Source organism: Sphingomonas sp. (genome assembly GCF_019635515.1).
In the GTDB taxonomy this organism is placed as follows: domain Bacteria; phylum Pseudomonadota; class Alphaproteobacteria; order Sphingomonadales; family Sphingomonadaceae; genus Sphingomonas.
Genome location: NZ_JAHBZI010000002.1, coordinates 798300 through 825247, shown reverse-complemented (window position 1 = coordinate 825247; position 26948 = coordinate 798300). Strand labels below are relative to the sequence as shown.

General features: G+C 64.9%; 29 protein-coding genes and 1 tRNA gene. 14 read left to right on the top strand and 16 right to left on the bottom strand.

What is annotated here, in order from left to right; all coding sequences use genetic code 11:
* Positions 1-94: 94 nt before the first annotated feature.
* The 5 genes from KF730_RS16375 to KF730_RS16355 form a co-directional block, all read right to left on the bottom strand.
* Positions 95-1051 carry an alpha/beta hydrolase gene (locus tag KF730_RS16375; RefSeq protein WP_294099228.1) on the bottom strand — a complete coding sequence of 319 codons (957 nt, stop codon included), beginning with the start codon at positions 1049-1051 and terminating at the stop codon, positions 95-97.
* Complete coding sequence (locus KF730_RS16370) at positions 1048-1257, bottom strand: helix-turn-helix transcriptional regulator (protein WP_294099226.1); 210 nt, start codon at positions 1255-1257, stop codon at positions 1048-1050. Before KF730_RS16370 ends, KF730_RS16375 begins: the two co-directional genes overlap by 4 nt.
* Positions 1250-1669 (bottom strand): hypothetical protein, encoded by a 420-nt coding sequence (locus KF730_RS16365; RefSeq protein ID WP_294099224.1) that lies wholly within the window; start codon positions 1667-1669, stop codon positions 1250-1252. Before KF730_RS16365 ends, KF730_RS16370 begins: the two co-directional genes overlap by 8 nt.
* Before the next feature lie 176 nt (positions 1670-1845).
* Positions 1846-2064: a hypothetical protein gene (locus KF730_RS16360; RefSeq protein WP_294099223.1), complete on the bottom strand. Its 219-nt coding sequence runs from the start codon at positions 2062-2064 to the stop codon at positions 1846-1848.
* 395 nt (positions 2065-2459) lie between these two features.
* Positions 2460-3851, bottom strand: a complete 1392-nt coding sequence (locus tag KF730_RS16355; RefSeq protein WP_294099222.1) for a Mur ligase family protein — start codon at positions 3849-3851, stop codon at positions 2460-2462.
* A gap of 41 nt (positions 3852-3892) precedes the next feature.
* On the opposite strand from KF730_RS16355, the gene KF730_RS16350 reads away from it, so the two are divergent.
* The 3 genes from KF730_RS16350 (at position 3893) to KF730_RS16340 (ending at position 6259) form a co-directional block, all read left to right on the top strand.
* The gene (locus KF730_RS16350) at positions 3893-4720 is read left to right on the top strand and encodes an LD-carboxypeptidase (RefSeq protein WP_294099219.1); all 828 of its coding nucleotides are present in this window, start codon (positions 3893-3895) and stop codon (positions 4718-4720) included.
* Positions 4721-4863: 143 nt separating this feature from the next.
* The gene (locus KF730_RS16345) at positions 4864-5934 is read left to right on the top strand and encodes a hypothetical protein (RefSeq protein WP_294099217.1); all 1071 of its coding nucleotides are present in this window, start codon (positions 4864-4866) and stop codon (positions 5932-5934) included.
* A 1-nt stretch (position 5935) separates the two neighbouring features.
* A complete protein-coding gene (locus tag KF730_RS16340; RefSeq protein ID WP_294099216.1) occupies positions 5936-6259 on the top strand; it encodes a hypothetical protein in 324 nt (107 codons plus the stop codon).
* A gap of 1 nt (position 6260) precedes the next feature.
* On the opposite strand, the gene KF730_RS16335 is transcribed toward KF730_RS16340, so the two are convergent.
* Positions 6261-7865: a DNA methyltransferase gene (locus KF730_RS16335; protein ID WP_294099215.1), complete on the bottom strand. Its 1605-nt coding sequence runs from the start codon at positions 7863-7865 to the stop codon at positions 6261-6263.
* A 175-nt stretch (positions 7866-8040) separates the two neighbouring features.
* On the opposite strand from KF730_RS16335, the gene uvrA reads away from it, so the two are divergent.
* Positions 8041-10968 (top strand): excinuclease ABC subunit UvrA, encoded by a 2928-nt coding sequence (gene uvrA, locus KF730_RS16330; protein WP_294099214.1) that lies wholly within the window; start codon positions 8041-8043, stop codon positions 10966-10968.
* A gap of 20 nt (positions 10969-10988) precedes the next feature.
* On the opposite strand, the gene KF730_RS16325 is transcribed toward uvrA, so the two are convergent.
* Entirely contained in the window at positions 10989-12464 is a 1476-nt protein-coding gene (locus KF730_RS16325) for a hypothetical protein (RefSeq protein WP_294099213.1), read from the bottom strand.
* Between the two features lie 222 nt (positions 12465-12686).
* On the opposite strand from KF730_RS16325, the gene KF730_RS16320 reads away from it, so the two are divergent.
* The 6 genes from KF730_RS16320 (at position 12687) to KF730_RS16295 (ending at position 17166) form a co-directional block, all read left to right on the top strand.
* Positions 12687-13082: a cupin domain-containing protein gene (locus tag KF730_RS16320; RefSeq protein ID WP_294099212.1), complete on the top strand. Its 396-nt coding sequence runs from the start codon at positions 12687-12689 to the stop codon at positions 13080-13082.
* A 91-nt stretch (positions 13083-13173) separates the two neighbouring features.
* Positions 13174-13386, top strand: coding sequence for a hypothetical protein (locus KF730_RS16315; protein WP_294099210.1), 213 nt, complete (start codon positions 13174-13176; stop codon positions 13384-13386).
* Positions 13383-14957, top strand: coding sequence for a DUF3597 domain-containing protein (locus KF730_RS17810; protein ID WP_365973835.1), 1575 nt, complete (start codon positions 13383-13385; stop codon positions 14955-14957). Before KF730_RS16315 ends, KF730_RS17810 begins: the two co-directional genes overlap by 4 nt.
* Positions 14958-15489: 532 nt before the next feature.
* Positions 15490-16203: a hypothetical protein gene (locus KF730_RS16305; RefSeq protein ID WP_294099209.1), complete on the top strand. Its 714-nt coding sequence runs from the start codon at positions 15490-15492 to the stop codon at positions 16201-16203.
* A 61-nt stretch (positions 16204-16264) separates the two neighbouring features.
* Positions 16265-16672 carry a glycine zipper 2TM domain-containing protein gene (locus KF730_RS16300; protein ID WP_294099208.1) on the top strand — a complete coding sequence of 136 codons (408 nt, stop codon included), beginning with the start codon at positions 16265-16267 and terminating at the stop codon, positions 16670-16672.
* Between the two features lie 65 nt (positions 16673-16737).
* A complete protein-coding gene (locus tag KF730_RS16295) occupies positions 16738-17166 on the top strand; it encodes an OsmC family protein (RefSeq protein WP_294099207.1) in 429 nt (142 codons plus the stop codon).
* An 11-nt stretch (positions 17167-17177) separates the two neighbouring features.
* Here KF730_RS16295 and KF730_RS16290 read toward each other — a convergent pair whose 3' ends face one another.
* On the bottom strand, positions 17178-17579 hold the full coding sequence (locus tag KF730_RS16290; RefSeq protein ID WP_294099206.1) for a low affinity iron permease family protein: 402 nt from the start codon (positions 17577-17579) through the stop codon (positions 17178-17180).
* Between the two features lie 988 nt (positions 17580-18567).
* Between KF730_RS16290 and KF730_RS16285 the strand changes: the two genes are divergently transcribed.
* The 3 genes from KF730_RS16285 to KF730_RS16275 all read left to right on the top strand — a co-directional run bounded on the left by KF730_RS16285 (position 18568) and on the right by KF730_RS16275 (position 20660).
* On the top strand, positions 18568-18927 hold the full coding sequence (locus KF730_RS16285) for a glycine zipper 2TM domain-containing protein (protein ID WP_294099205.1): 360 nt from the start codon (positions 18568-18570) through the stop codon (positions 18925-18927).
* A gap of 77 nt (positions 18928-19004) precedes the next feature.
* Entirely contained in the window at positions 19005-20198 is a 1194-nt protein-coding gene (locus KF730_RS16280; RefSeq protein WP_294099204.1) for a glycosyltransferase, read from the top strand.
* A gap of 21 nt (positions 20199-20219) precedes the next feature.
* Positions 20220-20660, top strand: coding sequence for a hypothetical protein (locus KF730_RS16275; protein ID WP_294099201.1), 441 nt, complete (start codon positions 20220-20222; stop codon positions 20658-20660).
* Between the two features lie 104 nt (positions 20661-20764).
* Here KF730_RS16275 and KF730_RS16270 read toward each other — a convergent pair whose 3' ends face one another.
* The 5 genes from KF730_RS16270 to yajC all read right to left on the bottom strand — a co-directional run bounded on the left by KF730_RS16270 (position 20765) and on the right by yajC (position 25366).
* A complete protein-coding gene (locus KF730_RS16270; RefSeq protein WP_294099197.1) occupies positions 20765-21883 on the bottom strand; it encodes a DUF3089 domain-containing protein in 1119 nt (372 codons plus the stop codon).
* Between the two features lie 193 nt (positions 21884-22076).
* Positions 22077-22448 (bottom strand): Mth938-like domain-containing protein, encoded by a 372-nt coding sequence (locus KF730_RS16265; protein WP_294099195.1) that lies wholly within the window; start codon positions 22446-22448, stop codon positions 22077-22079.
* Positions 22449-23417 carry a protein translocase subunit SecF gene (gene secF / locus KF730_RS16260; RefSeq protein ID WP_294099193.1) on the bottom strand — a complete coding sequence of 323 codons (969 nt, stop codon included), beginning with the start codon at positions 23415-23417 and terminating at the stop codon, positions 22449-22451. It lies immediately after the preceding gene.
* A gap of 12 nt (positions 23418-23429) precedes the next feature.
* Positions 23430-25022: a protein translocase subunit SecD gene (secD, locus tag KF730_RS16255; protein ID WP_294099190.1), complete on the bottom strand. Its 1593-nt coding sequence runs from the start codon at positions 25020-25022 to the stop codon at positions 23430-23432.
* The gene (gene yajC, locus KF730_RS16250; RefSeq protein ID WP_294099188.1) at positions 25022-25366 is read right to left on the bottom strand and encodes a preprotein translocase subunit YajC; all 345 of its coding nucleotides are present in this window, start codon (positions 25364-25366) and stop codon (positions 25022-25024) included. Before yajC ends, secD begins: the two co-directional genes overlap by 1 nt.
* Before the next feature lie 158 nt (positions 25367-25524).
* Between yajC and KF730_RS16245 the strand changes: the two genes are divergently transcribed.
* A tRNA-Pro gene (locus KF730_RS16245) sits at positions 25525-25601 on the top strand.
* 130 nt (positions 25602-25731) lie between these two features.
* Here the strand turns inward: KF730_RS16245 and KF730_RS16240 are convergent.
* The 3 genes from KF730_RS16240 to KF730_RS16230 are packed head-to-tail and all read right to left on the bottom strand — an operon-like array spanning position 25732 to position 26924.
* On the bottom strand, positions 25732-26103 hold the full coding sequence (locus tag KF730_RS16240) for a hypothetical protein (protein WP_294099187.1): 372 nt from the start codon (positions 26101-26103) through the stop codon (positions 25732-25734).
* 14 nt (positions 26104-26117) lie between these two features.
* The gene (locus tag KF730_RS16235) at positions 26118-26540 is read right to left on the bottom strand and encodes a hypothetical protein (protein ID WP_294099185.1); all 423 of its coding nucleotides are present in this window, start codon (positions 26538-26540) and stop codon (positions 26118-26120) included.
* Between the two features lie 42 nt (positions 26541-26582).
* Positions 26583-26924, bottom strand: coding sequence for a hypothetical protein (locus KF730_RS16230; RefSeq protein WP_294099184.1), 342 nt, complete (start codon positions 26922-26924; stop codon positions 26583-26585).
* Positions 26925-26948: the final 24 nt, after the last annotated feature.

Below are 26948 nucleotides of genomic sequence, written 5' to 3'. Positions count from 1 at the left end.
ACGAAATGCGGCGCGGGTGCCCTCGGGTACCCGCGCCGCATTTCGTTTAGCGCGAAGCCCCGGGGTTTTGTGAGCGCCCCGGGGCTTCGTTTGCCTATCCGGCGAGGAACGCCGTCAGCGCGGCGCGGAACGCCTCGGGCTGATCGAGCATGATGAAGTGCCCGCTATCGGCCACGCCCTGGATCTTCAGCTTCGCCGTCCCGGCATATTCGCCGCGATAGAGCTCGGTCTTGGTCGTGCCCTCGGCGCCGGTCCAGGGCACCAGCACGGTCACCGGCGCGGTGATCGCGGCCAGTTGTCCGCGCAGATCGATCTGCAGATCCTCGTACATCGCCTGCGCCGACACGCGCATGTCGGTCTTGGCCATCCAGCCCTTCACCGTCTCGCGCGACGCGGGCTTCAGCGCATTCTGGTTGGCGATCGCGTTCAGCACCGCCTCGGGCACCGGCTGACCGTACAGTCCCGCCATCTGCGCGCGCATCGCTTCGGCCTGCGGCCTGACGCTTTCCACGGTCGATCCGGGGAAGAATGCCGATCCGACAAAGGGCAAGGCATCGACGATCATCGCCTTGCCGACATCGCCCGGATACGCCTTGGCCAGCATCAGCGTGGCGAGACCGCCCAGCGAATGGCCGATCACGGCGGGCTTTTTCAGCTTCCGGCTGACGATCAGGTCGTGCAGGTCCGCGACCATCCCGTCGATCACGCCGGGCTTCAGATTGGCGCGCGGATCGTCGCCGCCAAAGCCGTTGACCTGCACCAGATACACCGTGTGCGTCTTGGCCAGTTCGGGGGCGATCCCGTCCCACACCTCGCGCGGGCTGGAGAGGCCGGGGATCAGGATCACCGGGCTGCCCTTGCCGATCACCTGCACCGAGATGTGCAGTGTCTGGATCATCGCGGCGCCGGCATCATGGGCGGCGGGAGCGATCTGCGCGCGGGCACGGCCATCGATTCCGGGCGAACCATTGGCGGCCCAGATCGCGACCATGATGGCGACAAGCGGCAGCCGGCTCTTGCGGCAGGCGGCGGTACGAAGACGGCGGATCATTGCGGTGTTCCCTTGGATGGGTTGGTGAAGATGTCCTCGATCGCCATGCCGAACAGGTCGGCGATCTTGAAGGCGAGCGGCAGCGAAGGATCGTAGCGGCCGGTCTCGATGGCGTTGACGCTCTGGCGCGACACCTCGAGCCGCTCGGCCAGATCCTGCTGGCTCCACGCCCGCTCGGCGCGCAGCACACGGAGGCGGTTATGCATCGCCGCCTCCCGCCATCCGGTCGCGCAGGCTCACCAGGCATTGGACGAAACCGAACGCACCGCACCAGATCGGGAAGGCGAGGAAGGTCGGGAAGTGCGCGACATGCGCGCCTTCCTCGAGGAATCCCCAAACCGATGTGATCGCCAGCGTGATGCCGATCCCACCGATCATCGCCGTGACCAGCCGGTTGCGGATGAACTCGTCCCGCTCCTCGCGCAGATACAGCCCCATCACCACCAGCACCGCGAGCAATGGCAATGACGGCAGCACCGACAGCACATACAGCGCCGCGCCTTCGGGCTGATACGCCCGATTCGCCCAGGTGCAGGCGAACAGCACGATCACATAGGCCAGCATCGCCGGCACGAACCGCGCGACATAGCGGCGTTGGGCGGGATTCCGGGTATTCATGTCAAGCCCCCTTTCGAATTAGTAAAGGGAGCTTTACGCACGATATCGCGCTATGTCAATGGTGCTTTCCATATCGGAAAGCGAGCAAGACATGACCGCGTCTCACGCCGGGCATTGCCAGTCGCAAGGGCGTCGGCGAAACGTCTGGAAGCGCGAAGCGCAACGATGCAAGAACGCTATTCGGGAACCGAGCGCTGATCGGTCAGCCGCGGCGCTCGGCGGCCCATGACCCAGTCCCAGGCGCGGGCATGGGCGATGTTCTTGCGGCGGCGCTCGTGCTGGCGCTGCTTGCGCCGGCGCGCCTTGACCCGCACCCAGACGAACGAGACCAACAATGCGCTGGCCACCACGGCGATGAGCGGCAAAAACCAGATGGGCAACAGTTCAAGATGCATCAAATATTCCCATATCGCTCGGATTCTATGTATAAAGTGACGCACGACGCATGGCGGCAATATATGGTGTTGCCGACCGCCTCTGTCTCGTTCGCTCCAGAGACGTCTGGCGCGCTAGGTCCGACTCACCGCTCCCGGCCCCCCAGGGCCGCCGCCTTCGGCGTTTGATGTCAGGATCCAGCCCTTATACGTGCGCAACATCGGCTTGCCGCATCCGAGGCAGAACGACCGGTACACGTCACCGTCAAGCCAGGCCCGTCCGCGACTCCGCTGATGCTTCCCTCGCATGCAATGCAGCAACTGCATGAATTTCATGTGACGCTCCCCAATGGAGTGAGTCCACAATGGACCGATCGGGTGGCAGAGTCCATGCGTGCGCAACAATGCAGACATAATCAGCGCGCGAGCGTGTCCGCCATCTCCGCCGCGAACTGGCTCAGCGTGTCGTCGCGCGCACCCATCACGACGATGCGGTCGCCGGGTCGGGCGCTCGCCACCAGATGCGCCGCCGCCGCCGCGCGATCGGGGATATGCAGCGCCTGCCGCCCCGTCGCCGCCACGTCCGCGACGATATCGGCGCTGGTCACTTCGCGCGTCGTCGTCCCGCCATGATAGACCGGGTCGGGCAGCACCAGCAGGTCGTCCGCCGCCAGCTTGCCGGCGAACATCGCGACCAGTTCGCGCCGCATCACCTTCAATGGCCCATAGCCGTGCGGCTGGAACAGCAGCAGCAGCCGCCCGGGAAAGGCGCGCAGCGTCGCGATGGTCGCGGCGATCTTGTCGGGGTTGTGGCCGAAATCGTCGATCACGGCGACACCGCCCGCCTCGCCGACCAGTTCGAAGCGCCGCTTGAGCCCGGCAAACCCCTCGATCGCCTTCGCCGCCCGCGCCAGCGGCACCCCCGCCGCCATCGCCGCGCCGATCGCCGCCAGCGCGTTGGCGACATTGTGCCGCCCCGGCACCCCCAGCGACACGCGGTGGGTCTCGCCCCCGTACTCGAGATCGAAGCCGATCGCATAGGCCTCGGGCGTCAGGTTCCGCGCGACGAGATCGGCCTCGGCCTCGACCGCGAAGGTGAGGCAGCGCTTGCGGTCGAGCGCCATCGCCAGCGCCGCGCTCTCGGCATCGCCGACATTGACCACCGTCGTCACCGCCTTGGCCGCGAACGCCCCGAACAGGTCGCGCAACTCCTCCAGCGATTTGTGATCGAGGCTGACATTGTTGAGCACCGCCACCTTCGGCCAATAGAGCGCGATCGAGCCATCGCTTTCGTCCACCTCGCTGACGAAATCCGCCCCCTGCCCGACCAGCGCGCTGGCGAACGGCGCCTCGGGGTTGGCGAAGTTCTTCATCACCGCGCCGTTCATTACCGTCGGATCGCGGCCGATGGCATGGAGGATCCAGCCGATCATGCCGGTGACGGTCGATTTGCCGCTGGTCCCCGCCACCCCGATCGACATCGGCGCGGCGTTGAACAGGCTGGCGAGCAGCTCGGCCCGCGTCATCCGCGCGCATCCCGCCGCCGCCGCCGCGACCATGTCCGCCACCGTGTCCTCGATCGCCGCCGAGGCGACCACGATCTGCTCGCCCGAAATCCCGCTGCCGTCCTGCGGAAACAGCGCCACGCCGCGCTTCGCCAGATCGTCGAACTTCGCCGGCAGCCGTCCCGAATCGAGGCTGCGGTCCGAACCCGAAACCCGCGCCCCCTGCCCCGCCAGGATCATCGCCAGCGGCAACATGCCCGATCCGCCGATGCCGACGAAGAAGTAAGGTTTGCGATGTTCCATGCCCTCGCGCTATCGCCAGTTTGAAGGGAAGGGGCAAGCACATGCGCATCGGAGTCGTCGCACCGGCACGGACGGTCAGCCAGGAGAGCGCGGCGCGCATGGCCGCGTTCATGGCGCTGACCTATCCGCAGCATGATATCGTCTTCCACCCGCAATGCTTCGTCACCGAGAATCACTTCGCCGGATCGGACAAGGTCCGCGCCGCCGCCTTCCTCGAATTCGCCAACGATCCTGGCTTCGACGCGATCTGGTTCGCGCGCGGCGGCTATGGGTCGAACCGCATTCTCGAAATGGTGATGCCGCACCTCGGCCCGGCGGCGCGGACCAAGACCTATATGGGCTTCTCCGACATGGGCTTCATGCTCGGCGCGCTCTACGCCCGCCGCATCGGTTTTCCCTGCCACGCCTCGATGGCGAGCGGCATGGGCAAGAACGACAAGGGCGCCGATACCGGCTGGGCGCTGAGCTGGCTGATCGACCGTGACAAGAGCGGGCTCGAGCCGAGCCTGCTCGACGGCAAGCCCGCCGCCGCCTTCAACCTCTCGATCCTCACCGCGCTGATCGGCACGCCGTGGATGCCCGATCTCACCGATCACGTGCTGATGATCGAGGAGGTCGGCGAGCCGATGTACCGCGTCGATCGCATGCTGTTCACCATGGCCCATGCCACCCAGCTCAAGGGCCTTGCCGGCGTCCGCCTCGGCGCGATCAGCGCGGTCGTCGACAACGACGTCGATTTCGGCGAGTCCGGCGAGTTCATGATGCATCGCTGGTGCAAGGAGATGGGCGTGCCCTATCTCGGCCGCTGCGAGATCGGCCATGTCGCGCTCAACCGAGTGGTGCCGTTCGGGGTCAGCGTCCACGGCTGAATTACCGCCAAATCGGCGGCAATCGGGATTTCCTCGAAAAGCCGAAATCTATACGAAAATGTGAAGATATGCCGGGTTCGCCTTGTTGGCGCCCTAGTACCGCGTCGCGTGCGCCATTCGCTCTCCATTTTCGGGAACGGGACATGCTGGCCAGATCGCTCGTCGCCAAATCGACCTTGCCGTTGCTGGCATTCGCCCTGTCGGGATGCGCGCTCAACGCGCTTCGCGTCGAATATGCGGGCGATGTGTCGGCCAAGGGCAAGGCGGCGATGACGCTCGCGCGCGACTATCTCGGCACTGCGGCGAAGACGCGGCGCGCGGCCAATCTCGAGATCATCGGCCTCGATCCCAACTGCTATCCGGATATCGCGTATCTGCGCGATCCGCCCCGGCTCGACCCGGCCAGGAATTTCACGGACCAGGCGGCGGGCTGGCTATGCTTGTCGGCCGAGGAAGCGGCGGCGCTCGATGCCGACCGTCGCGATCGTGCCATCCTGTCCCTGGCGCCGGCCGAGCGCGAAATTCAGCCGACGCTGCGGCTGATCGAGGGGCTCAGCGCCTATTTCGGCGCGATCGACAGGATTCTCGCCGATGATGGCGATGACTTCTCGAAGGACTTCACCGATTCCATCGGATTGCTCCGCTCGGGCGAAAAGATGCTCGCGGCGCTCGGCGTCGGCAAGGCCGCGAAGCTGGTGCCCGACGACAAGGATGCGCGGCTTGCCGCGGTTGGCGAACTCGCGAAGTTCCTCGAAGCCCTCGCGGACGAGAAGCACAAGGTCGAGGAGCTGCGCAAGCTGGTGGCGAAGGATCCGCACCGCAAGAAGCTCGTCGAGGATCTGATAACCCATTTGCGCGCATGGGAATGGGCGCGCGATGCCGATCAGGACCATCGGACCACCAGCGCCTATATGGCGATGATCACCATCAAGGGTAAGGACAATGCCCCGGTCAGCGGAGAAGTGCGCCGCAAGCTGGCCGAAATCTATTATGATCGCGCCGCCGAGCAGATTGAAAGCGGCAAGCTGTTTCCCGCGCTCGACACCGCTCTGACCGCGCTTGCCGAAGCCGATGCGGAGCTCCGCGATACGCTGGGCGAGCACCCCAACCTCGATGCCAAGGAACGCGCGAAGCTCGCACGCATCCTGCGCGATCGCCTGACCAAGGCGTTCGACATCGTCGCCGCATTGATCCTCTCGTTCAAGGGAGCCTGATATGGCCAGCAGCACCGACCTTGGCATCGCCGCGCAGAACATGATGCACGCGCTCAGCGAAGGCATGCGCAATCCCGCGACGGTCGCCGGCATCATCACCGAATGGTATGCCGAATACAGCCAGTCCTATCAGATCATGCGGCGCACATCGGCCTGGGCCGCGCTGCCGCCAAATCTGCCTTCCTACGGCCCCCTGGTATCGGGCCTCGACGGCGCGCGCGCGGCGCTCTTCACCGCCACCAGCAAGGCCGCCCGCCTCGCCGCGTTGCGCACCGCGAGCGACCGGCTGGACGCATTGTCGCAGCTTCTGTCCAACCCGGCCTAGCCTATAGCAGACTGCCCTGCGCCCCCGGCTGATGCGACGCCCGGGTCTCGACCCGCGACGCCTTCTTCACCGGGCTGATCAATGGCGGCAGTTTCGGCTTGCGGCCGTCGAACAGCTCCTCAAGCGTGACGAACTGCAACGCTGGGAACCGCCCGAATTCGGTCTCGATCACCGGCTGCGAGGCCGCTTCGTCGCGCATGCCCTTGGTCGGCGCCCCCTTCATCACGAACAGCCCGAAGCGGTGCTTGTCGCGCTCCATCACCCGCCCGAGATCGCGCACCATGGTCGGCGTGACATTGCCGCCGGCCTTGACGCTGATCACGCCGGTTTCGATCCGGCCCTTGGCGGCGAGATAGTTGAACCAGCCATCGACACCCCGGTCCCCGCCCTTCTTTTCGCGCGGGAAGCCGCCGACCTGCCACGACACCCATTGCTGGAACTGGTGCGGGTCCTCCTCGGCCAGCCGCTCGGCGCTGGCCAGGTCCTTGGGCACGCCGATCGTCTCGAATTCGATCCCCGGATAGCCGCTGCGCATCCGGTCCTCGATCATCCCGATGGCGATATGGGTGACGTCGATCCCGATCCAATCGCGCCCGAGCTTCTGCGCGGCATCGACCGCGGTGCCGCAGCCGCAAAATGGATCGAGGATCACATCGCCGGAATTGGAGGATGCCGATATGATGCGTTCGAGCAGCGCGCGGGGCTTTTGCGTCGGATAGCCGAGATGACGATCTTCCTTCGATTGCGCCTGAACCGGTCGAATATCGGTCCAGATATCCCCAACCGGGTTGCCTTCCTGCTCATCGAGATATCGCTTCAGTTGCGGAACGGCACCCGGCTTGGTCTGGACAACGAGGCCCGCTTCATACGCCTCCTGCATCCTTTCTCTCGTCCAGCGCCACACGCGCGTGATCCCCAGAAACTCATAGGTGAGATTGGGCCGGTTCTTGTTCGGATTCGTCAGATCGCCGAGCCGGTAGCGCCGCCCCGAATCCTCATCCAAATGACGATAGAATCCCGCTACATAGCCATCGTTATGTGGCGTATATTGCGGATTCCATATCCAGCTTCCTGATTTGGTCACCCGGAAAATCACATCGTGATTTCGGGCGAATCTTGTCGAGGCCAGACCTTTGGCGTTTTGTCGCTGCCAGATGATCTCGTTTCCGAAATTCTCCGACCCGAACACGGCATCCAGCACCAGCTTGAGATAGTGCGAGGCCGTCGGATCGCAGTGCAGATACAGGCTTCCCGTCGGCTTCAGCACCCGGTGCAATTCCACCAGCCGCACCGCCATCATCGAAAGGTACGCCATTAGCGGGTTCTCGCCGATCGCCGCGTGCATCGCCTCCATCATCACCTGGAGCTGGCGATTGGTACCCGAGGCGATGTCGAGCAACGCGTTTTTCGAAGCGTCGCCCCAGGTCCAGGTGTCGTCGAACGCCTGGATGCTGGCGTCCGTGCCGACGCCGTCCGCCGCCCTGAACAGCACATTGTATCCGGCGTTCGAATTGAATGGCGGGTCCAGATAGACCAGATCGACACTGGCATCGGCGATGCGCTCGCGCAGCACATCGAGATTGTCGCCGTAATAGAGCTTGCTCACCGCCGCCTCCCCCAAAGCAGGCGGGCAGCGTAGCGCGCAGGATTGCGGCCGCTCGCACAAGCTGGTCGATTCCGGACCTCCGAATTGGAGGGACGCCGCGACTGGCATCCAGCCAGCCGCGTTCCTATTTCAATTCCTCTGGCATCCCCAAAAGAACGAAGATAGAACACCCGGCATGGCCCTTACCCAGATCTCCGTCCGCGGCGCGCGCGAGCATAACCTCAAGGACGTCGATATCGACATCCCCCGCGACACCCTCACGGTCATCACCGGCCTGTCCGGCTCGGGCAAGTCCAGCCTCGCTTTCGACACCATCTATGCCGAGGGCCAGCGCCGCTATGTGGAGAGCCTCTCCGCCTATGCCCGCCAGTTCCTCGAACTGATGCAGAAGCCCGATGTCGATCATATCGAGGGCCTCTCGCCCGCCATCTCGATCGAGCAGAAGACCACCTCGCGGAACCCCCGCTCGACGGTCGCGACGGTCACCGAGATCTACGATTATATGCGCCTGCTCTGGGCGCGGGTCGGCGTGCCCTATTCGCCCGTCACCGGCCTCCCCATCGCCGCGCAGACCGTCAGCCAGATGGTCGATCGCGTCCTCGCGCTGCCCGAAGGCACCCGCCTGCTGCTCCTCGCCCCGGTCGTCCGCGGCCGCAAGGGCGAGTATCGCAAGGAACTCGCCGAATGGCAGAAGATGGGCTTCCAGCGCGTCCGCATCGATGGCGAGACCTATCTGATCGAGGAAGCCCCGGCGCTCGACAAGAAGTACAAGCATGACATCGAGGTGGTGATCGATCGCCTGGTGGTCGGCGGCGAAATCGGCACGCGTTTGGCGGAAAGCTTCGAGCAGGCACTCAAGCTCGCCGAGGGGCTGGCCTATGTCGATCTGGTCGACGCTATCGCCCCCGGCCGCGAGCATGAGGCGCAGGACGCCGGCGCGATGAAGAACGCCGGCGTCCCCGCCAATCGCATCGTCTTCTCCGAAAAGTTCGCCTGCCCGGTCAGCGGCTTCACCATCGCCGAGATCGAGCCGCGCCTGTTCTCGTTCAACGCGCCCCAGGGCGCCTGCCCGGCGTGCGACGGCCTTGGCGAGAAGCTGGTGTTCGACGAGGATCTCGTCGTCCCCAATCACGAGCTGACCATCAAGAAGGGCGCGATCGTGCCCTGGGCCAAGTCCAACCCGCCTTCGCCCTATTACATGCAGGTGTTGGGCTCCCTCGCCCGCGAGTTCGGCTTCAGCCTCGATACCGCGTGGAAAGACCTGCCCGAGGAGCATCGCACCACCATCCTCCACGGCACCCGCGGCAAGCCCGTCACGCTCACTTTCGTCGACGGTCGCAAGAGCTACGACGTCCGCAAGCCTTTCGAGGGCGTGATCGGTAACCTCAACCGCCGCATGCTCTCCACCGAGAGCGCGTGGATGCGCGAGGAGCTGTCGAAGTACCAGGCGTCGCACCCCTGCGAGACCTGCCACGGCGCCCGCCTCAAGCCCGAGGCGCTGGCGGTCAAGATCGCCGGCGAGGACATCAGCCACGCCACCCGCCTGTCGGTGGTCGACGCGCTGGAATGGTTCAAGGCGCTCCCCGCCACCCTCACCGACCAGCAGCGCGAGATCGCCCGCGCCATCCTCAAGGAGATCGACGAGCGCCTCGGCTTCCTCAACAATGTCGGCCTCGATTATCTCAATCTCGACCGCACCAGCGGCACCCTCTCGGGCGGCGAGTCCCAGCGCATCCGCCTCGCCTCGCAGATCGGCAGCGGCCTGTCCGGCGTCCTCTACGTCCTCGACGAGCCGAGCATCGGCCTCCACCAGCGCGACAACGACATGCTGCTCGCCACCCTCCGGCGGCTGCGCGATCTCGGCAACACTGTGCTGGTCGTCGAGCATGACGAGGACGCGATCCGCACCGCCGATTACGTCATCGATATGGGTCCCGGCGCCGGCGTCCATGGCGGCGAGGTCGTCGCGCAAGGCACGTTCGAACAGGTCCTCGCCAACACGGCCAGCATCACCGCCGATTATCTCGCCGGCCGCCGCATGGTCCCGCTCCCGGACAAGCGCCGCAAGGGCAATGGCAGGAAGCTGACCGTCCACAACGCCACCGCCAACAACCTCACCGGCATCACCGCCAGCATCCCGCTCGGCACCTTCACCTGCATCACCGGCGTCTCCGGCTCGGGCAAGTCGAGCTTCACCATCGACACGCTCTACGCCGCCGCCGCGCGCCAGTTGAACGGCGCCCGCATCCTCGCCGGCAAGCATGACAAGGTCACCGGCCTCGAATATCTCGACAAGGTGATCGACATCGATCAGTCGCCTATCGGCCGCACCCCGCGCTCGAACCCCGCCACCTATACCGGCGCCTTCACCCAGATCCGCGACTGGTTCGCCGGCCTCCCCGAAAGCCAGGCGCGCGGCTACAAGCCCGGCCGCTTCAGCTTCAACGTCAAGGGCGGCCGCTGCGAAGCCTGCACCGGTGACGGCCTGCTCAAGATCGAGATGCACTTCCTCCCCGACGTCTACGTCACCTGCGATGTCTGCCACGGCGCGCGCTACAATCGCGAGACGCTGGAAGTGAAGTTCAAGGGGAAGAGCATCGCCGACGTACTCAACATGACCGTCGAGGACGCCCATGAATTCTTCAAGGCCGTGCCGCCCATCCGCGAGAAGATGGCGATGCTGGCGGAGGTCGGCCTCGGCTATGTCAAGGTCGGCCAGCAGGCGACGACCCTCTCCGGCGGCGAAGCCCAGCGCGTCAAGCTCGCCAAGGAACTGGCGCGGCGGGCCACCGGCCAGACGCTCTACATCCTCGACGAACCCACCACCGGCCTCCACTTCGAGGACGTCCGCAAGCTGCTCGAAGTCCTCCACGCACTGGTCGAACAGGGCAACACCGTGGTGGTGATCGAGCACAACCTCGACGTCATCAAGACCGCGGACTGGATTCTCGACCTGGGCCCGGAAGGCGGGGTGAAGGGCGGCGAGATCGTTGCTGAGGGTACGCCGGAGGCGGTGGTGAAGGAGCCGCGCAGCTTTACCGGGCGGTATCTGGCGCCGTTGTTGGAGCGGAAGGGGGTGCGCGAGACGGTGGCGGCGGAGTGATTAGAAAGATTGTCGGCGTACTAATGAACGGTCTTGATGTCTTCTGACGTCTCGCCGGACACTTGCTGACCCTCTTTCATGCCATCTGATTGCGCAACGTCTCCCTCGGAATCCTTCGCTTCTATCTTCCCACGCAAGAGGGCTTCTCCGAATGCTTTTTCAAACGCGTCTTGGAACCGTTTATCTTCACGAGCGAACTTGAATACAGGCCACGACCTGAAAGAACTCTTCTCAATGGAGTCCGCTTGGATGACAAGCGGCATAACGCGCTCTACTTCATCCATGTCGTCCTTAAGGGCTGCCACGCAAATTTTAAAGTTGTCCGAGGCCGCGCTCCAATCGACTTCATTCAGAACCTTGTCGGACTTGTCTCTATTTCCAGCGTGTCGGTATGCACTGGCATTATTCACTATTATCATGCGCCTCACTAGCTCAGTCATCTTCGTGCCTTTTAAAGAAAGCACATACTCGCTAAGGCGGGTAGCCAGCATGTACCTGCCTCGACCGATCAGGTTAAAAATAGTATCGTTGATCTGATCAAAAGCCTTTTCTTCATCAGCAGTATAATGCTTTTTCCACAATGAAAATATAAGTAGAACGGAAAATTCTATTAATATATCACAAGACTGAGCCAGATACTCTCTTCTTAGCTCAATTTTTTCTCCTAGAAGCTTTTCTGATCCAGAATGGCCGTTAGATTGACATATCGACGAATACCTATTGTTGAACTCCTTTTCACCGTGAGCTATTAGGTTACGTCTTTCAAATATTTCTATAAAATCTGCCCACCTTTTCCAGGATTTCCTAATTTCAACGTGGAAATTTTTTTCGATAAAGGCCGTTTGCTCGTCATGGCTGCCACGAGAGAACTTGTAAACTTCTTGATCTATAATTTTGCCTTGCAGTTCCTCTAATGAGGCTACTGAAAGTATATCCTTTACGTCAACGCTCCTATCTAACTCTTTAAATAATTCGCTTTTTAAAGTGAACATAGACCGTATTATCTCAACAACTGTTGAGTCGAACGTGGCAACCATGTTCATTAGCACTGCCGCCGGCAACGTCTCCAAGCCTCGGCGCAGCTGTTTTAGTTGGTCGTGGCTTTCCGCTATTTCGAAATACGTATCCTCAGGCACCGTCCAGATTGTATACTTTTCCGTCTCTTCGAACTTTTTGCAATGGTTATCGACCTTTGTAAGGACTTCATTTTCCATGAAAGCGTTAGCGAATAGAGTTCTAGCGCCGGCAGATACCCAAATCAGATCAAATTGAGAAAGTCCGGAGGCGACAGCCTCCTTCATCAATTTTTCTAAAGGGTGTGTCTCATCCTGTGGAAGGGCGGCTTCGCCATCCGATGAGTCTTTGGGTTTTTCTTCCTCCTTTACTGGAGGATCTCCAATCTTCCTTAGATCATCTAACTTGGTACCGTAGGCAAATCCCGAAAATTTACCATCGACCCGGCGACGTAAGAAAAATCCAAATGGCTCATCGGCCATAGTGCGCTCTCCCCTAAATTTGAACTTACTGTCGCACCACAGGATGGCAACTGTGCGTTGATGCAACTAAACGCTAAGGTTGCAGAAGCTTCAAAGTGCTCCATCCCGCCGCGGCAAAGCCGCGTCGTCGGTCGGCGCTCGCAGCGCCGCCGACCGGGCTTGCCCGCGCCTTTGGCGCGGTGCTGGATTTAGCCTTCGCTAAATCCTAGCATCTGCTGTGCCATGCCCCATCTCCCCACTTCCCCCGCCCATCTCGGCCTCGGCGCCGCCGCCACCGTCGAGCCGCCCTTCACCGGCATGGAATGGTACGCCGATTACGCCACCCGCCACGCCGCCGACGGGATCGAGGGCCGCCTCGTCTCGCAATATGACTTCGCCGAGAGCTGGGCGATGTGGGAGGTCCACCCGCACGGCGCCGAGATGGTGATCTGCACCGCCGGCGCGATCACCCTCCACCAAGAACATGCCGACGGCACCGCCGACACCATCGCCCTCGCCCCCGGCGATTACGCGATCAACCCACCCGGCACCTGGCACACCGCCGATGTCCCCGAAGGCGTCACCGCCACCGCGATCTTCATCACCGCCGGCCACGGCACCCAACACCGCCCGCGCTGATACCGGAACACTCCGGGAACAAAATCCTGTCCTACACGCCCCGAACCCTATAACTGGTTCGTCCTCTTTCATGGATCGAGAGGACCAACCAATGCCCGACAACCCCTTCGCCCGCGCCGCCGTTCGCCTCGCGCGCTTCGCCGAGCCCGGCGCGCCCCGCACCAGCGCGATCGCCGACGCATGGCAGGCGCACCGCGACGCCGGCCGCATCGGCAGGCCGGTCCGCACCAAACCCGAAATCGCCGCCAATCGCGACGCCACCGCCCGCCTCTTCGCCCGCATCCGCCGGGGAGAGCCGGCATGAGCAGGCACGAGATCATCCCGCCCTCGCCCGCCGGCGCCAGCGACGTCGCGCTCGAACCCCTCCACGATATCACCCCCTCGCGCCGCCGCGATGGCTGGACCGGCGAGCGCCAGCGCGCCTTTCTCGAAGCGCTGTCGCAAGGGTCCAGCGTCGCCCATGCCTGCAAGCTGGTCGGGCTCAGCGAGCAATCCGCCTATGCCTTTCGCCGCGCCGCGCGCGGAGCCAGCTTCGCGATCGGCTGGCAGGCGGCGGTGATGCTGTGCGGCGAAGTCCTTGCCGACGATCTCATGGATCGCGCCCGCAACGGCACCCGCTGCGTCCATTTCTCCGCCGATGGCAGCGAGACGCACTATCAGCGCCATGACAACAACCTCGCCTTCAAGATGCTCAATCGCGCCGATCGCCTCGCCAACAAGCCCGGCTATGAGGCCACCCATGCCGCCGCCCGGCTGGTCGCCGGCGATTTCGAGCAATATCTGGAGATGATCGCCCAGGGTGCCGGCCCGGCCCGCGCCGGCCTGTTCCTCGGCACCCGCCTCGGCGCCCGCGCCGATGGCGCCGCCCCCGCCGGCGCCGACGATCTCGCCCCGGTCCGCGCGCTCGCCCGCGCCGATCACTGGCTGCGCACCCGCACCGATCTCGCCGAACCGATCGACACCAGCGATCTCGATCCCGCCCGGCGTGACGACTGGACCGCCGAGCAATGGCGCCGCGCCGACGCCGCCGGCCTGTTTCAGCCCGCCCCGCCCGCGAAAGTTGAGGAAGACGAAAACACTAAACTTCCTCAACATTCGCATGGCGCGACGTTCGAGCATCCGCCGGTCTGGTGGGACGATAGCGCCGAGGATTGGCGCACCCATTTCCCGCCCCCCGCCGGCTTTACCGGCGACGAGAATGGCGACTATGGCGGCGACGATTATTCGCGCGAGCTGAGCCCGACGGAGCGCATGGTGATCGAGGCCGATGTCGCCGCCGATCTCGAGGAGCGGCGCGCCGCCGAGACCGCCGAGCGCGACGCCTATTTCGAGATGTCCCCGCCTGCCTTGCCCGAACTCGCCACGCCTGAGCCCCCTGCGCCTGAACCCTCTGCGCCCGCGAAGCGTTCAGCCCCCGCACGGCGCACTCCGCGCCCGGCAGGGAGTGAAGACATGAGCATCATGAGCAGGATCAAGGACGCCATCATGGGTCGTGGCGGCGGCATCTTCGGCAAGGACGCGCCGGATCCCGGCCAGGCCCCCGCCAACACCATCGCCTCCGAGCCGACCGCGACCGCGCCGACGCCGCAGAACCAGGCGGCCGCCTCCGCCGAGCCGGTCGATGTCGAGCGGGTGCTGACCGAGAAGCTCGCCGCCAAGGGCAATCCCGATCTCAACTGGCGCACCTCGATCGTCGATCTGATGAAGCTGCTCGATCTCGATTCCAGCCTCGAGAACCGCAAGGAGCTCGCCACCGAGCTCGGTTATGCCGGCGCCAAGGATGGTTCGGCCGAGATGAACATCTGGCTGCACAACGCGGTGATGCTCGAACTGGTCAACAACGGCGCCAAGGTGCCCGAGAAGCTGACGGATTGAGCGGATCTTGTGCGCCCGCGAAAGCGGGAGTCCAGGGCAAGCGAACGCGACGCCGCCTGGCTCTGGGCCCCCTGCTTTCGCGGGGGAACGGACCGGCGCGGACGGCGCCGCGGACGGGGCAAGGTTGAATTTTTAACCCCGATCGGCTATATGGGATCCAGGCAATGCTCGCCCTCGCGGCGGCTTCCATCCCGGAACGCGCATTGCCCCGGCCCGATCGCCAGCACGCAACCCCGCCCTTCGCGGCGCCTTTGCCTGCATCCGAACCGGCTCGATCCACAACAACAACACAGGAAAACGAATGAATTTTTTCGATCAAGTACACGAAACCCAGATTTCACGACCCTATCGCCAGCCGCGCCTCGCGCCGCGCCGCGCGGTTCCCCTCCATCGCCGCCTCTTCCCGCTCGATCCGTCGCGCGAGCCCGTCTCGGGCTAAGGGGCCTGCGAAAAACGATGGCGCCGTAACGATTGCCCGGAACAGCGCCGCCGCGTAGGTGTTGATCGGTCGAACCGAGACAGGGAAGTGAACATGGCAACGCGCAAGACCCCGGGCAGTACCCCCCGAGCCACCACCCGCCGCACCACCGCCAAGCGCCCCGCCGCCGCCAAGCCGGCCGCCGCCGCTACGTCCGAAGGCGAAACCAAGCCTGCCAAGGCCAAGACGGCGGCGAAGCCTGCCGCCAAGACTTCAGCCGCCAAGCCTGTAGCTGCCAAGGTACCCGCCGCCGCGAAGGCCGCGGCGCCCAAAGCGCCGACAGCAAAGAAAGCTGCGCCAAAGGCGGCCGCCAAGCCCGCCGTCAAAGCGGCCGCCCCAAAAGCGGCCGCCCCGGCCAAGGCGCCCGCCAAGCCCAAGGCTTCGACCAAAGCCGCCGCCAAGCCAAAGGCGCCCGCCGCCAAGCCCAAAGCCGCGGCGCCCAAGGCCGCCAAGCCCGCTCCCGCCGCCGCGCCGACGCTGGTCGAGCGCGTCCAGGCCGCCCCTGTACCGGTCAAGGCCGCGGGCATTGCTGGTATCTTCGCGGCGATCGGCGGCGCGGTGCTCGGCGCCGTTCGCATCTTCGGCCGCCCCGCGCCCGAGGGCACCAAGCCGACCGACCTGATGGGCGACACCCATCCCGATGGCAGCACCCGCGCCATCGCCGATTTCCGTCCCGATCCCACCGCCCCGGTTCCGGACAGCGAGCGCGAGGCGCTGCGCCCCGCCGCGCCGACCAGCGCGTCGGAGGGAGGGCCGGTTCGTCACTGATCCGCAACCTTATGCCGTGCCGCGCATTTCCCCTACATCCAAACAGGATGGGAGTATGATAATGCGTGTCATCGCTTTGGGATTGCTGGCGGCTACCGCGCTGGCCGGCTGCACCGAGGGTTACGGCCCGTCGCGCAGCTATTCGAGCGCCTATGTCGATTACGACTATAACCGCCCCGATCCGGCTTATGGCGGCTATTATGCCGATCGCTATTACCGCAACGATGCCCGCCGCTATCAGGAGCGCCGGCTGACCCGTGACGACCGCGTCTATCGCGGCCAGGACGGCCGCTATTATTGTCGCCGCTCGGATGGCACCACCGGCCTCATCGTCGGCGGCATCGCCGGCGGTGTGCTGGGCAACATCATCGCCCCCGGCGGTTCCGAAGTGCTGGGTACGGTGCTGGGGGCAGCGGCGGGCGCGGCGGTCGGCGCCTCGGTCGATCGCAACGAAGTCCGCTGCCGCTAAGGCCGGAATAATCGGGGCGCGGCGAAACCATTCGCCGCGCCTCGTCTTGATTGGGGAGCCTGCACATGTCCATCCGTACCGCCAGCGCCCGCTACGAGGGATTTGGAAAGGAAGGCCGCGGCCATGTCAGCACGCAATCGGGCGTGCTCACCGATCAATATTACGGCTTCTCCACCCGCTTCGAAGATCAGCCGGGCACCAATCCCGAAGAGCTCGTCGCCGCCGCCCATGCCAGTTGCTTCACCATGGCGCTCAGCTTCGCGCTGGCGCGGGCCGGCTTCCCGGACGGGACAATAGAGACCGAAGCCGTCGTCAAGCTTGAGAAGGACGCGGATGGCGGCTTCGTGATCACCCGCTCCGATCTCACCCTGATCGCCAAGGTGCCCGGTATCGCCGCAGAGCAGTTTCATGCCCTGGCCGAGGGCGCCCACGCCAATTGCCCGGTCTCGAAGCTCCTCAATGCGGAAAGCGCACTCACCGCGACCCTGGCCTGACAGTCGGATGGCTAGCGTCGCCTGAGCAACCGTCCGACACCCTCGTGCCGGCCGGGTTCGTCCGGCCCGCATTCCTTCTCCAGCCGGTCGCGGATCTCGATCAGCTCCCGCTCACCGAGATGCTCGATCCCGATGAATTCGTTGCGCCCGCTCTCGATCGCGCGGATGATTTCGTCGAGCTTGCACTGAATCGCCGCCGCGTCGCGATTCTGGGCGTTCTGGATCAGGAACACCATCAGAAAGGTGACGATCGTCGTGCCGGTGTTGATCACCAGCTGCCATGTGTCGGAATATTGGAAGATCGGCCCGGTGACGCCCCAGATCACTACCACCAGAAAAGCCAGCACGAAGGCCGGCGGGCGCCCCGCCCAGCCGGCCACCAATTGCGCGAAGCGTTCGAACAGCTTTCCCACATACCTCTCCTTCAAGTCGCTACAACGCTAGCGCCCGCCGCTGCCGCGGTCACTGATCGAGATGTAAGAGGGAAAGGAGCGCCGGTTCCGCCAGGCGGACGCCGAAACGCAAAAGGGGGCCGGCATCGCTGCCAGCCCCCATGTCACCGGACTTCGGCCAATTGACCCGGACGGATCGCATGGCCTGGTTTCGGCGGCATGCTCCACTCGCGCCGGCAAGGGCATGCGAGCTTCGCGTCGGTCGCTGGAGGCGGAACGCTGCGCATTTCCCGAAGGTCTTGACGCTTCATCACCGATCTCTCAGCGGCCCGCTTCAAATCCGCCGCAAGCGGCGAAACTGGAGCCTCGCGGAATGCTTTCCCGATTGGCCCTTCGACCGTTCCACCGCTTGCGCGGCTTCCGAGCCGATGGTCCGCTCTTCGTGTCGGTATCCCAGCCACCACGTCCTGCGCTTTCGCGCCGCCGCGATTTCGGGGCCGTCCATCCCGGCTTTCCCGTCAAACCTCCACCGCGCTTGCGCACCGCTTCGGCATCCGGTCCACCGCGCTTCGGCCGTCCCTCGATCCCTCCGCCCGTACTTGCGCACTGCGTTGGTCTCGCAACTGTCCGTCGCTGGCATCCCTCGTCCCTGACCTGCTGGTTTCCCGAAGGCACCTGCGCCGGCCAAGTCCGGTAAGCCCTTGGTTTCGCTTCGGTTTCCCTCCGCCTCACCGCCTTCTTACAGTTATGAAGCTGACATCGAATCCGATTCGCGCAAAGCGCCAAATCGCCCGCCTGGCCTGTTGATAACGTGGATAGTGGGGACAAGCCCAAGATGACTTGCTGCGGCGAATCGCGCCTGCCCGGCAAGTGCCGTGCCTGTAGCGGTGCGCCGCTCCGAGGCCAAGCGCGAAGCCTGCGCTATCGCTGTCCATGCAACTTGCGGCTCGCAAGGAACGTTACGCTCCCGGTTCCTGCAGTGCCCCTGCAAATCAGATGGAGTGATGTGATGCGAAAGATGATGCTCGCGCTCGGCGCGATTACCATGGCGATCCCGACCTCGATGGTCGTTCCCGTCGCGGCCGCCAAGGCCGGTGCCGCCACCACCAAATCGGTCGCCGCTTTCGATCAGCGCCGCCGTGGCCGTCACTACAGCTATCGCGAATGGCGCGGCCGTGACGGCAAGCGCTATTGCCGCCGTTCAGATGGCACCACCGGCCTGGTCGTCGGCGCAGTGGGTGGCGCGCTGGTTGGCCGCACCATCGATACCCGCGGTGATCGCTCGGGCGGCACCATCATCGGCGCGATCGCCGGCGGTCTGGCGGGCCGCGAGATCGATCGCAGCAGCAGTCGCAATCGCTGCCGTTGATTTGTCATGGGCCCGCCAGAGTGGCGGGCCCTTTACCGCAAGCACGCTTTTAACCATCGGCCGCTATACCGGCGGCCATGCTCCGTGTGCTCGTCCTCTCGACCCTGTTTCCTGACGCCTCCCGTCCGCGCTTCGGAAGCTTCGTCGAGCGCCAGACGCTGGCCTTGGCGGAACGTGCCGATACCGAGCTTAGCGTGATCGCGCCGCGCGGCCTGCCGCCCTGGCCGCTGCGGACGCTGCCTCGCTACCGCGCGCTGGCCACCTTGCCCGAACGCGAGGAGTGGAAGAGCCTGCAGGTCTACCGCCCGGCTTTTCTCAATCTGCCGATGACTGGTGGCCGCTTCCATGCGACCGCGCTGATCGAGACACTGACACCCATGATCGAGGAAGTCCGAAGCGACTTCCCCTTCGACATCATCGCGGCCGAGTTTTTCTTCCCGGACGGCGTCGCCGCAGTCGAGCTTGGCCGCCGCCTCGGCGTGCCCGTCTCGATAAAGGCGCGGGGTTCGGACGTGCATCACTGGGGTCGCCTGCCGCGCACCGGCGCGCAGGTCCGCGCCGCCGGACGCGCCGCCGACGGCATGCTCGCGGTTAGCGAGGCGATGCGCGAAGACATGATTGCCCTCGGCATGCCTGGCGAACGGATCGAGGCGATCATCACCGGCGTCGATCTCGATCGCTTTGTCCCCCGCGACCGCGCAGATGCCAAGGCCAGGCTCGGCGTCCATGGCCCGCTGGTTCTATCCGTCGGCGCGCTGATTCCGCTCAAGGGGCACGATATCGTGCTGCAGGCGGTGTCCAGCATGCCCGGCGTTATGCTCTGCATCGCCGGCGAGGGGCCGGAGCGGCAGCACCTCACCGATCTGATCGCCAAACTCGGGCTGCAGGATCGCGTCCGCCTGCTCGGCAATATCCCGCATGCGGAACTCTCCGCCTGGCTCGCCGCCGCCGATGCGATGGCGCTCGCTTCGGAGCGCGAAGGTCTCGCCAATGCCTGGCTCGAAGCCCTGGCCAGCGGCACGCCAGTGGTGATCCCCGAGGTCGGCGGGGCGCGCCAGGTCGTGCGCGAAGCCGTCGCCGGTCGGCTGGTTGCCCGGACGCCAGAAGCGTTTGCCGCGGGCATTGCCGAGATCCTCGCCGATCCGCCCGCTCCTGGCGCAGTCCGCGCCACGGTCGCGCCGTTCACCTGGGCCGCGAATGCCGAGCGCCTCCACGCCTATTTTGCCCATCTGGTCAGCGGGCATGGAAACGGGTTAGTCTCCGCGAACTGATCACCCCCGGGGAGACGGACGATGGCGAAGGACACCAAGAGCGACAAAGGCGGATCGATCCTCCCCAAGAGCATCGCCGGGGCCAAGCTGCCCAAGGAAATCCGCAAGAAGCTGACCGACCTCGCCAAGCATCCGGTGGTCGCCGACCTGCTCGCCGCCGGGCTGGTCGCGCTCGCCGCCAAGCTCAAGAACGAGCCCAAGGTCCAGCGCGCCGCCGCCAAGGCGCGCAGCAAGGCAGCCGATGTCGCGGCGGATGTGGCCGAGGCGGCAGCGGGTGTCGCGGCGGCCGTCGCCAAGCCTGCCACCACCGCGCCCGCGGTCAAGCGTGTCCGCAAGCCCGCCGCCAAGCCTGCCACGGCGAAGGCGCCAGCCAAGCCCAAGGCTCCCGCCAAGGCCAAAGCGGCGGCCAAACCGAGGACGACGGCCAAGCCCAGGGCGGCGACCAAGCCCAAGACGGCCTGAACCGGCTCTCGACCCGCCTGCCATTGATCTGCGGCTATCCTTGTGGAAGCCGCATGCGCCCCTTGCCCCCGTCGGCTTAGCCTAACCGAATCAAACGGATAGGATCAATGCTTTGCGGCCCATGCCTTGGCCTGGCTGTCAGCGAGCGCGATCAGGTCGCCCTGCGCGATGTTCATGTCGATCAGGTGCAGGCCCCAGGATTTGAGCACGCCCGGCCCCACCTTGATGTCGCCGCCAACATCGTCGGTGCGCGGATCGGCGGGATCGGCATTGGTTGTCACCGCCAGATAATGGAAGCCATCCTTGCGCACGCATTCGGCGGACAACAGTCCCGGCACGCTGACGAACGGCGTGGTCACCGGCCTGCCGTCCTTGCTCCACAGCGGCGCCCCGGCATCGCCGAGCAGGCTTCCCGCCGTCACCAGATAATTGCGCGTCACCGCCTTGCCGCCGCCAAGCGCGGCGGGATTGGTGCAGATCGCCTCTGTGCCGGGCCGGTCGCCCTTGCCGAAGCGGCTGTCCGCGGGCGGCGGCGATTCGGAACGGAAGCTGGCGAAGCTGACGACACAGCCGGCCTGGTCGGGCGTATGGCAATAGGAAATGGTCTTGAAGACGCCGGTGTCCCTGCCCTCCAGCACCGGCACGTTGCTGCCGATCAGCATCGCCGAGATCAGCAGTTTCTGCGCCGGCTTGCCCTCGATCGCGCGACCGATAAGCTGGGTCAGCACCAGCGAGCCCTGGCTGTGCCCGATCAGCACGACGCCGCGCCCCTTATTGTCATGCGCCAGATAATCGTTCCACGCCGCCTCGACGTCGCGATAGGCCATCTCGCGATCGACCGCCGGGGTGCCGCCGGCCATGATCGCGCGCAACGCGGTCAGCGTCACCTGGCGGTACATCGGCGCGAACACCCGGCATTTGGCGCCGAAGCGCGCCGCCTGGAACTGGATGACCCGCATTTCCTCCGTGCCCGGGACCAGGTCGCTGTTGGGCGTCGTGTCGAGCGAGACGGTCGGATAGACATAGAAGCAATCGAACTTGGGATCCCTCGCCGCCTCGAACGTCTCGATCGTCCGGCTGCCGTCCGCCGCGATCACCGTCGTGGTCAGATCCTGCGTGCAGGCATCCTGCCGCTCGGGCCGGCACAGCCAATTGCCGTCCTGGCGGTAATCGGGATCGTCGCCGAGCGCGGCGGCGGCAAGCGCCAGGGCTAGTGTCAGCATGTCAGTTCTCCCGGCCAGACCACGGGATTGGGCACCCGCGAATGTTGAGGAAGTTTAGTGTTTTCGAGGGCCGTATCAACATTCGCGGTCACCCTTCGGAAGACGACGGACGGAGCGGCGCCGGCGGCCCTCGCAGCGCGCCATTCAACCACATCTGGAGCCGTGTAGGACAGGGTTTTGTTGATCGCCGCCGTCAATCCAGCGGGTATAGCGCACCCGCGATCCAGCGCAGTTCGGCGCGCAGCACGCCCCAGGCGCGGGCCGCCGCCCGGCTGTCCATCGCCTCCAGCCCGATGCCCCGCGCGCCCAGCGCCTGCACCAGCGCCACCGGCGGCCGGCGCATCGCGGAGCCGGTGCCGAGCAGCAGAAATTCCGGCCTGGGATCGAGCGTCAGCAAGGCGGCCAGATCATCCTCGCCAAGCGCCTCGAGCGGCGGCGGCGCCCAGCCATCGGCACGTGCGGGGGTGATCAGCAGCCCCTCATAGACGCCGCCATCGACCTTGAACCCGCGTCCCGAAAAGCCGGAGATCACCGGCCCTTCGGCGCCGCGGCGGTTCATTTCCATTTAGCGGCCTTCGCGCGGGCCCACGCGTTCGGCGCCGGTCGCCGCGCTCGGCTTCTCCTCGCGCACGCCGGGCTTCAGCCCCAGCGTGATCAGCAGCGACGACGAGACATAGACCGACGAATAGGTGCCGACGACGATGCCCAGCATCATCGCCGCGGTGAAGCCGCGCAGCACGTGCCCGCCGAAGATCAGCAGCGCGCCCAGCGCCAGCATGATCGTCACCGAGGTCATCACGGTTCGCGGAAGGGTTTCGTTGACCGACAGATCGATCAGCTCGCTCATCCCCATCTTGCGGTATTTGCGCATATTCTCGCGGATGCGGTCGTCGATCACCATCTTGTCGTTGATCGAATAGCCGATGATCGTCAGCACCGCGGCGACGATGTTGAGGTCGAACACGAACTGGGTGAGCGCGAAGAAGCCGAGGGTCATCAGCACGTCGTGGATGATCGCCACCGCGGTCGAGATGCCGAACTGCCATTCGTAGCGCAGCCAGGAGAAGATCGCGATGCCGATGATCGCGAGCAGCACCGCGAGCACGCCGTTGAAGATCAGCTCGTCGGAAACCTTGCCCGAGACGGTGGAGTAATTGCTGAACTCGGCGCCGGGGAATTTCGCCGCCAATGCCACCTTCACCTTCTCAACCATCGCGTTGACGGCGTTGGCGTCGTTCGATTCCGGCACCGGCAGGCGCACGGTCACCATATTGTTGTTGCCGAGCTGCTGCAGCGTCGCTTCGCCAAGGCCGAGATGATTGACCGTCTCGCGGACCTCATCGAGCGGCGGCGGCGAGACGAACTTCTCCTCGATGGAAACGCCGCCGACGAAATCGACGCCCATGTTGAGCCCGCGCGCGAACACCAAGGCGATCGCGGCGATGGTCAGCAGCGTAGTCACCGCGAAGGCGATATGGCGAACGCGGACGAAGCCGATGTTCGTGTTGTCGGGAACGATCTTCAGAAGCCGCATGACGAGCGTGCCTTAAATATGGATGTCGGTGGGCCGGTTGCGGCGCACCCAGATCGAGACGAGCATGCGGGTGAAGACCACCGCGGTGAAGACCGAGCTGACGATACCGATCAGCAGCACCACCGCGAAGCCGCGGATCGGGCCCGAGCCGAGGATCAGCATGATCAAGCCGGCAATGGCGTGAGTCACGTTGGCCTCGAAGATCGTCCGGCTCGCTTCCTTGTAGCCGAGCTCGATCGCCTGCGTCACATTGCGCCCGCGCCGCCGCTCTTCGCGGATGCGCTCGTTGATCAGCACGTTGGCGTCCACCGCCGTGCCGATCGTCAGCACGAAGCCGGCGATGCCCGGCAGCGTCAGCGTCGCGTTGAGCATGCCCATCACCGCGAGGATGATCAGCACGTTGATGGTCACCGCGATCGTCGAATAGATGCCGAAGCGGCCATAGGTCAGGATCATGAAGACGATGACCGCGACGATCGCGATGATCGATGCCGTCACGCCCGCCTTGATCGAATCCGCCCCCAGTTCGGGGCTGACCGTATTTTCCGAAACCACCTTGAGCTGGATCGGCAGCTTGCCCGAACGCAGCGCGATGGCGAGCTGGTTGGCGGTATCGACGGTGAATCCGCCCGAAATCGTGGCGCTGCCGCCGAGGATCGGCTCGTTGATGTTCGGCGCCGAGATCACGGTGTTGTCGACGATGATCGCGAACGGCTTGCCCGAATTCTCCTGCGTAACCTTGGCGAAGCGCTTGGAGCCGGCGCCGTCGAGCGTGATCGCCACGTCGGGGCGGCCCTGCTGGTCGAACGACTGGGTCGCGTTGACGAGCATGCCGCCATCGATGATCACGCTGCGGAACACCGCGATCTGCCCGCCGCCTTCCTGATAGGGCAGCACCTGGCTGCCCGGCGGAATCTGCCCCTGCGCGATCATCTCGGGCGTGACGCTGGTGTCGACCAGCTTGAATTCGAGCTTGGCGGTCTTGCCGAGCAGTTCCTTGAGCTGGGTCGGGTTCTGCAGGCCCGGCACCTGGACGACGATGCGGCTGGAGCCTTCGCGGATCACGGTCGGCTCGAGCGTGCCGAGCGCGTTGATGCGCTTGTCGACGATCTCGCGCGCGTCGTTCATCGCTTCTTCGAGCTTCTGGTTGAGCCCGACCGAGGTCGGAGTCAGCACGAATTGCGAGGTGTTGACGACGGCGATGTCCCATTCGCGCTGGCCGGTAGTGCCGACGCCGCTGCCGGTGATCGCCAGCAGCTTCTCACGCGCCGCGTCGACCTTCGACGGGTCGCGGACCATGAAGGTCACCTTGCCGCCCTGCACCGAGATATCGCCGATCTCGATGCGCGGATCGCGGCGCATTTCGGTGCGAACCTGTTCCTTCATCTGCTCCAGGCGGGCGCCGGCGACGCCGCTGGTGTCGCCTTCGAGCAGCAGATAGCTGCCGCCCGCCAGATCGAGGCCGAGATTGATCGCCGGCTTGGGAACCCAGCTCGGCCACTTTTCGCGCGCGCTCTGCGGAAAGAAGCTCGGGATCGCCAGCGCGATCATGATCGCGAGGCCGATAAAGGTCGTCAGCCGCTGGGCGCGGGAAAAGTCCAGCATCAGTCGTTCGCGGGCTTGCCGCCGAGCGGCTGCACGCTCTGCAGCGTCGACTTGACGGCGCGCACGCCCTTGACGGTGCTGCTCAGATCAAGCTCGACCTCATCGTCGGTGACCTTGGTGACCTTGCCGATCAGCCCGCCGGCGGTGACGACGGTGTCGCCCTTCTTAACCGCGTTCACGGCGCCCTGAAGCTCCTTCATCCGCTTCTGCTGCGGACGGATCATCAGGAAATAGAAGACGACGAAGATCAGGACGAGCGGCAAGAGCTGGACGATCGCGCCCGCGGCGCTGCCGCCCTGACCCGCCGCGCCCGCGGCCTGTGCATATGCTGGGGAGATGAACATGGCTTCCCGAATGGCTGGAGACGGGAACGAAAACCGCTCCCTCTAAGCGGCGCGCGCTAACATGCGTGAAGAGCAGGCGCAACTGCCTTGCATCCTCGCCCCGACCAGCCTAGAGGCCCCTCCCCTGAGCCCGCTTCTTGGCGGGGCAGGTCTCTGGTCGGGGCGTAGCGCAGCCTGGTAGCGCATCACACTGGGGGTGTGGGGGTCGCAGGTTCGAATCCTGTCGCCCCGACCATTTGAGACCTTTAGGCGATACGCCACATCACCAGCATCGCTTTCGCGCGACGGCCCGCGCGTCCCGACAGCCTCCGCCCGAAATGGGCAAGAGGTGCCGGGCCGGACGGTCGACGCCCCGGCCGCGCCCTTCAGGCAAGCAGCGATTCCAGCGACGCCGCGCCCTTCTCGGTCAGATATACCACCGTGCTGCGGCGATCGACCGGATGCGAGCGGCGCGCGACATAGCCGCGGTCCTCCAGCGTGCCGAGGTGGCGCTTGGCGGTGGTGCTCGGCGCGCCGCTGCCGATACAGGCGGACGTCACGCTGACCGCCTGCCCCTCGGCCTTGCGGACATAGAGGTCGAGCAGCATTTCCCAGGTCGGGTCGCCGCAATCGAGCCCTGGCATCACTTCGCGCCGGCGGCGAAGCACCGTCAGAAGTTGCGAGGCCTTGACCACCGCCTTGTCCTGCCCGGTGCGGATGCCGGCCTCGCCACCGAAACCCTGCGGCTCGCGCGGCACGGTCAGCGTCTGGATCAGTTCTGCGCGGTCCGGTTGTGAAAGGTGCCTACCGCAAGCGCAAACAACATGGGGAATGCCCAGAAGGGTTGCGCCGAGGCGTAGGCTTCCGCCAACGTCGATGGTTGAAGAATCCGCACAATGTGCGTGAATATCCCTACTAGATGCGCTGCTGCTACCCATAACGGCCAAAATCTCCGGCTGCGCCGTACAATCAGCAGTAGGTAGGCGAGGAAAACGATATCGACCGCCATCACCGCATATTGCGGCTCGCGGTAGTGCACTCTCTGGGTCATCGCGACGACCCAGGTCGCCGCCGCCGCAACAATATATCCGGTTGCGACGGCTCGCTCATCCCGCCCACCCCAGATCAGCGCCGAGGCGCAGACCGCGAGTACGACGAACAAATAGAATAATAGAGCGGCAAAGAAGGCATTCATGCGATTAGCCCACCACGCCGGCCTCTCCTCGTCAATTGCGCTTTAAGCGACAGCGGACAGCGTCCGCGGCTGGATCTCGCCCTTCGGCTTGTCGGGCGTGCAGCCGACCATGTCACCGCGCAGGCCCTGCGCATCGCGAAGGATCGCCAGCGCCTGATGGCAGGCCACGAAATTGTCGCGCGCGTCGTTGAGCGCGGTCAGTCCCTGAACCGCCTTGGACACCGCGTCGGAAGCGTTCTCCGCGGCGACGCCGGTGCGCAGACGACCATCGCAGATCGATATCAGCAGGTTCGCCCCCGCGATCAGCGACTGATCGACCGAGGTTTCCGAAGTGCCGAGGCTGGTGGCGATGCCGCGAGCGGCCTTGAGCTTGTCGTTCAGCATAAATTCTCCCTGCCGCGGCACGCG

Bases quoted from the DNA above. Each gene is read 5' to 3' on its own strand.
- KF730_RS16375 (WP_294099228.1), bottom strand. From the start codon at position 1,051: ATGATCCGCCGTCTTCGTACCGCCGCCTGCCGCAAGAGCCGGCTGCCG.
- secD (WP_294099190.1), bottom strand. From the start codon at position 25,022: ATGCTGGACTTTTCCCGCGCCCAGCGGCTGACGACCTTTATCGGCCTC.
- KF730_RS16300 (WP_294099208.1), top strand. From the start codon at position 16,265: ATGCGTGTCATCGCTTTGGGATTGCTGGCGGCTACCGCGCTGGCCGGC.
- KF730_RS16365 (WP_294099224.1), bottom strand. From the start codon at position 1,669: ATGAATACCCGGAATCCCGCCCAACGCCGCTATGTCGCGCGGTTCGTG.
- KF730_RS17810 (WP_365973835.1), top strand. From the start codon at position 13,383: ATGAGCAGGCACGAGATCATCCCGCCCTCGCCCGCCGGCGCCAGCGAC.
- uvrA (WP_294099214.1), top strand. From the start codon at position 8,041: ATGGCCCTTACCCAGATCTCCGTCCGCGGCGCGCGCGAGCATAACCTC.
- KF730_RS16325 (WP_294099213.1), bottom strand. From the start codon at position 12,464: ATGGCCGATGAGCCATTTGGATTTTTCTTACGTCGCCGGGTCGATGGT.
- KF730_RS16235 (WP_294099185.1), bottom strand. From the start codon at position 26,540: ATGAATGCCTTCTTTGCCGCTCTATTATTCTATTTGTTCGTCGTACTC.
- KF730_RS16280 (WP_294099204.1), top strand. From the start codon at position 19,005: ATGCTCCGTGTGCTCGTCCTCTCGACCCTGTTTCCTGACGCCTCCCGT.
- KF730_RS16270 (WP_294099197.1), bottom strand. From the start codon at position 21,883: ATGCTGACACTAGCCCTGGCGCTTGCCGCCGCCGCGCTCGGCGACGAT.
- KF730_RS16285 (WP_294099205.1), top strand. From the start codon at position 18,568: ATGCGAAAGATGATGCTCGCGCTCGGCGCGATTACCATGGCGATCCCG.
- KF730_RS16230 (WP_294099184.1), bottom strand. From the start codon at position 26,924: ATGCTGAACGACAAGCTCAAGGCCGCTCGCGGCATCGCCACCAGCCTC.
- KF730_RS16350 (WP_294099219.1), top strand. From the start codon at position 3,893: ATGCGCATCGGAGTCGTCGCACCGGCACGGACGGTCAGCCAGGAGAGC.
- KF730_RS16305 (WP_294099209.1), top strand. From the start codon at position 15,490: ATGGCAACGCGCAAGACCCCGGGCAGTACCCCCCGAGCCACCACCCGC.
- secF (WP_294099193.1), bottom strand. From the start codon at position 23,417: ATGCGGCTTCTGAAGATCGTTCCCGACAACACGAACATCGGCTTCGTC.
- KF730_RS16355 (WP_294099222.1), bottom strand. From the start codon at position 3,851: ATGGAACATCGCAAACCTTACTTCTTCGTCGGCATCGGCGGATCGGGC.
- KF730_RS16320 (WP_294099212.1), top strand. From the start codon at position 12,687: ATGCCCCATCTCCCCACTTCCCCCGCCCATCTCGGCCTCGGCGCCGCC.
- KF730_RS16345 (WP_294099217.1), top strand. From the start codon at position 4,864: ATGCTGGCCAGATCGCTCGTCGCCAAATCGACCTTGCCGTTGCTGGCA.
- KF730_RS16340 (WP_294099216.1), top strand. From the start codon at position 5,936: ATGGCCAGCAGCACCGACCTTGGCATCGCCGCGCAGAACATGATGCAC.
- KF730_RS16360 (WP_294099223.1), bottom strand. From the start codon at position 2,064: ATGCATCTTGAACTGTTGCCCATCTGGTTTTTGCCGCTCATCGCCGTG.
- KF730_RS16275 (WP_294099201.1), top strand. From the start codon at position 20,220: ATGGCGAAGGACACCAAGAGCGACAAAGGCGGATCGATCCTCCCCAAG.
- yajC (WP_294099188.1), bottom strand. From the start codon at position 25,366: ATGTTCATCTCCCCAGCATATGCACAGGCCGCGGGCGCGGCGGGTCAG.
- KF730_RS16265 (WP_294099195.1), bottom strand. From the start codon at position 22,448: ATGGAAATGAACCGCCGCGGCGCCGAAGGGCCGGTGATCTCCGGCTTT.
- KF730_RS16370 (WP_294099226.1), bottom strand. From the start codon at position 1,257: ATGCATAACCGCCTCCGTGTGCTGCGCGCCGAGCGGGCGTGGAGCCAG.
- KF730_RS16295 (WP_294099207.1), top strand. From the start codon at position 16,738: ATGTCCATCCGTACCGCCAGCGCCCGCTACGAGGGATTTGGAAAGGAA.
- KF730_RS16315 (WP_294099210.1), top strand. From the start codon at position 13,174: ATGCCCGACAACCCCTTCGCCCGCGCCGCCGTTCGCCTCGCGCGCTTC.